Source organism: Metamycoplasma neophronis, assembly GCF_006491995.1.
Lineage (GTDB): Bacteria > Bacillota_I > Bacilli_A > Mycoplasmatales > Metamycoplasmataceae > Metamycoplasma > Metamycoplasma neophronis.
Window position 1 is genome coordinate 1 of the sequence record NZ_VHHP01000051.1, and the last position, 490, is coordinate 490.

General features: G+C 71.6%; 1 protein-coding gene. It reads right to left on the reverse strand.

The window, feature by feature from the left end; translation table 4 throughout:
• Positions 1-490 (reverse strand): SpnB-like Rossmann fold domain-containing protein (locus FJR74_RS08470; RefSeq protein WP_211333946.1); only part of this gene is annotated, 490 nt, incomplete at both ends.

Sequence of the window (490 nt, forward strand, 5' to 3'; positions counted from 1 at the left end):
GGATACATCCCTAGGGCGGCCACCACATCGCGGAAGTTGACCCCGACGGCCGCCACCGCCACGCGCACCTGCCCCGCCTGTAGCGGTGCCTGTACCTCCGGGCAGGGCTGGATCACCAAATCCTCCAGGGTCCCGCCACCACCGGCGGCCAATCGCCACGCCGACTCTGCCGCCGGTAACGCTAGCAACGCCGGGGCCGGGGACAGCCGGGGGGCGTGCACAGTGCCGCCGCGCACCAGCAGCTGGGGTTCCCCGACGCCGGCTAGCACCGAGGCATCCACCGCCGCATCGGTGTCGATCAACACGATCCGGCCGGGATTTTCGGCCTGCGCGGAACGCGCCATGCCCCACACCGCGGCGGCGGCCAGGTCGCTGATGTCCTCGCCAGCCAGCCCCACGCCACCATGGGTCAACACCACCAACGTGGCCGCCCGATCCGCGCCGAGCCAGGACTGCAACACCTCCAGGGCGGTGTGGGTGGCCGCATACA